This window comes from Thioclava sp. DLFJ4-1 (genome assembly GCF_002020145.1).
GTDB lineage: Bacteria > Pseudomonadota > Alphaproteobacteria > Rhodobacterales > Rhodobacteraceae > Thioclava > Thioclava sediminum.
Map to the genome: position 1 here is coordinate 1 of NZ_MPZT01000012.1, position 3,065 is coordinate 3,065.

2 protein-coding genes and 1 pseudogene are annotated in these 3,065 nt (G+C 66.1%); all 3 read right to left on the bottom strand.

The annotated features are described in order from the left end of the window. A pseudogene (locus BMI85_RS20940) lies at positions 1-347 on the bottom strand (myo-inosose-2 dehydratase); the annotation flags it as partial. 109 nt (positions 348-456) lie between these two features. Beyond that, positions 457-2,313, bottom strand: a complete 1,857-nt coding sequence (gene iolD, locus BMI85_RS20945; protein ID WP_078602690.1) for a 3D-(3,5/4)-trihydroxycyclohexane-1,2-dione acylhydrolase (decyclizing) — start codon at positions 2,311-2,313, stop codon at positions 457-459. Positions 2,314-2,414: 101 nt separating this feature from the next. Continuing rightward, positions 2,415-3,065: DUF2090 domain-containing protein (locus BMI85_RS20950; protein WP_143595242.1), on the bottom strand; the 651-nt coding region annotated here is incomplete at its 5' end.

Here is a 3,065-nt window from a genome sequence, read left to right on the forward strand (position 1 = left end):
GGCACGTCCTGCCCCTGCACCGAATTCGACGTCTCGCAGGCAATACAGACCTTGCAGCCATTATGCTTGAGCTTGTCGAGATGCGGCTGGATCGCGGCCTTCTCCGCCTCCACCGATTGTGTCAGAAGGTTGAGCGAATACCAGCCCGAAACGAAATCCAGCCCGTAGCCACCCAGAAGCTGCTTGAGCGCTTCCGCGTCGTCCTGCGGCCAGCGATGGCCGTTCTCGATCCCCTCGAAACCGATCTCGGCGGCCTCGCGCAGGATCTGCTCGGTCGGGATATGTGCGCCAAGGCTCTGGTCGTCATCATTGGCCCAGGCGATCGGGTTCGTGCCGAAACGGATCATGGTCTTCACTCCTCGAAGGGACACCCTTCTTCGCTCTTGTTCAAATATCCCGGGGGGGCTCCCGTCAGGGAGCGGGGGCAGAGCCCTTCCCCGGTCTCAGGTCGTATTCTCAATTCACCAGCCGCGCGTTTGCGATCTGGGTCAGGTATTCCTCGAAGCGGTCGCGCTGCTTCTGGCGGTCCGAGACCTCGGGCACCGCCACGTCCCAGAAAAAGCCATGCTCGCCTGCCGTGGTCTCAAGCCCGGTGCCGGGGAAGTCCTTGGCCACCGTGTCGATCACGATGACCGTCGGGATGTCGCGCCCGCGCGCGGCTTTCACTTCCGCTTCCAGCTGATCGGTATTCGCCGCCTTCACCGCATGCGCGCCCATCGCCGCGGCGTGGGCGACGTAGTCGATCTCGGGCTGTGCCTCGACATTGCAATCGACATACATGTTGTTGAAAGGCTCACCGCCGCAGCCCATCGTCTGCAGCCGGTTGATGCAGCCATAGCCGCGGTTGTCGGTCAGGATCACCGTGAAGGGCACGCGGCGCATCACCGCCGTCGCGAGTTCCGAATTCGCCATCATGTAGCTACCATCGCCCACGAAGCAGAGCACCTCGCGTTCGGGCCGCGCAAGCTTGAGCCCCATCGCGCCCGCCACCTCGTAGCCCATGCAGGAATAGCCGTATTCCATGTGATAGCCCCCCTGAGAGGGCTTCCACAGCAGCTTCAGCGCACCGGGCATCGTGCCCGCCGCACACATCGCGACCGCATCTTTGCCGGTCGCGCGCTGCACCGCGCCGATCACCTGCCCGTCGGTCGGCAGCGCCGCCTGATCCTCGGGACGCGCGCAATAGGCGTCGACCGCGCGCAGCCAGTCCTCGCGGGCCGCCGCATCGGGGGCCTCGGCCTGATGCCTACCAAGCGCCGCGCTCAGCTGCTCGAGCGCGACCTTGGCGTCGGCCACGAGGCTTTCGGCCCCGTGCTTGGCCGCGTCATAGCCGTGGATGTTGATCGAGACGAGCTTCGCCCCTGCCCCGAACAGCGTTCGCGAGCCGGTGGTGAAATCTTGGAACCGCGTGCCGACCCCGATCACGAGATCGGCGTTTTGCAAGGCGGCATTGGCCGCCGCCGATCCATCGACGCCCGAGGCCCCGAAACTCATCGGATGGCTCTGCGCGAGGCTCGACTTGCCCGCCTGCGTTTCGGCTACCGGGATCCGGTGCTTCGACGCGAACTCGGCCAGCGTGTCCTCGGCTTGGCTATAGACCACACCGCCACCCGCGATGATCACCGGGTTCTTCGCCGCTTTGACCATCTCCGCCACGCGTGCCAGTTCCCCCGCATCGGGAGCGGGACGGCGAATACGCCAAACGCGGGGCTCGAAGAACTCCACCGGGTAATCATAGGCCTCGGCCTGCGTGTCCTGACAGAAGGCCAGCACGGCGGGGCCGCAATTGGCCGGATCGGTCATCACCCGCAGCGCCCGCGGCAGCGCGCTCAGGATATGCTCGGGGCGTGAGATCCGGTCGTAATAGCGCGAGACCGGCCGGAAGCAGTCATTGGCGCTGACGGTGCCATCGTCGAAATCCTCGACCTGCTGCAGCACCGGATCGGGACGGCGCGTCGCAAACACGTCACCCGCCACGATCAGCACCGGCAGCCGGTTCACATGCGCCAGCGCCGCAGCCGTCACGAGGTTGGTCGATCCCGGCCCGATGCTTGACGTCACCGCCATCGCGCGCGTCCGCTTCTTGCCCTTGGCATAGGCGATCGCTGCATGGCCCATCGTCTGCTCGTTCTGCCCGCGCCAGGTCGGGAAGACCTCCTTGTAGGCATGCAGAGCCTCACCGATCCCGGCCACGTTGCCATGGCCGAAGATCGCCCACATCCCTTCGATGAACCGCTCGCCATCCTCGGTCATCTGCACCGAGAGCCACTTCACCATCGCCTGCGCGGCGGTCAGCCGGATCGTCTCACCCATCTTACTTTCCTCCAGCGAAGCGGTCTCTGCTTCGCTCTTTCAAAATATCCCGGGGGGCTCCCGAAGGGAGCGGGGGCAGAGCCCCCTCCCCGTCTCAAACCTCAAGCAGCCTTGGCCGCCTTCGCACGTGCTCCGTCCCAGATCCCGCAGAGCCGCGTGTAGCGGCGCGCCATCTCGGCCACGGCCTCGGCATCAGTCAGCTCACCCTGCATCCAGGCCCGCGCCACGTCACCGAAGATCGTCCGGCCGACGGCGAAGCCCTTGACCAGATCGAAACTCGCCGCGACCTCGAAGCTGGCGGCCAGCTCGGCCTCGGGCGCATCCAAGCCCAGCACCACGATTCCGCGGGTGTGCTTGTCGTAGTCCTCGATGGCGGCCACGGCCTTGGCCCATCCGGCCGCGTCCGCCATCGGTTCCAGCTTCCACCAATCCGGGTAGACGCCGATCTCGTAGAATTGCCGGATCAGGGTCGCGGTGGTGTCGGCATCGACCGGTCCCACCTTGGACGGAATGATCTCGAGCAGGAATTCCAGCCCGTTCCTGCGCGCCGCGGTGAAGAGGCGCTTGACCGTCGCCTCCTGAGTGGCGCGGGTCTCGGCATCGTCGTCGGGGTGGCAGAAGCACAGGACCTTCACCACCTCCTCGCGCGCCCATTGGGTCAGACCGCCGCAATCGGGGCCAAGCTGCGGTTCGAGCTCCAGCGGGCGGCTCCCGGGCCATTCGCAGGGCCGCCCGATCCAGAGGCCCGAGCC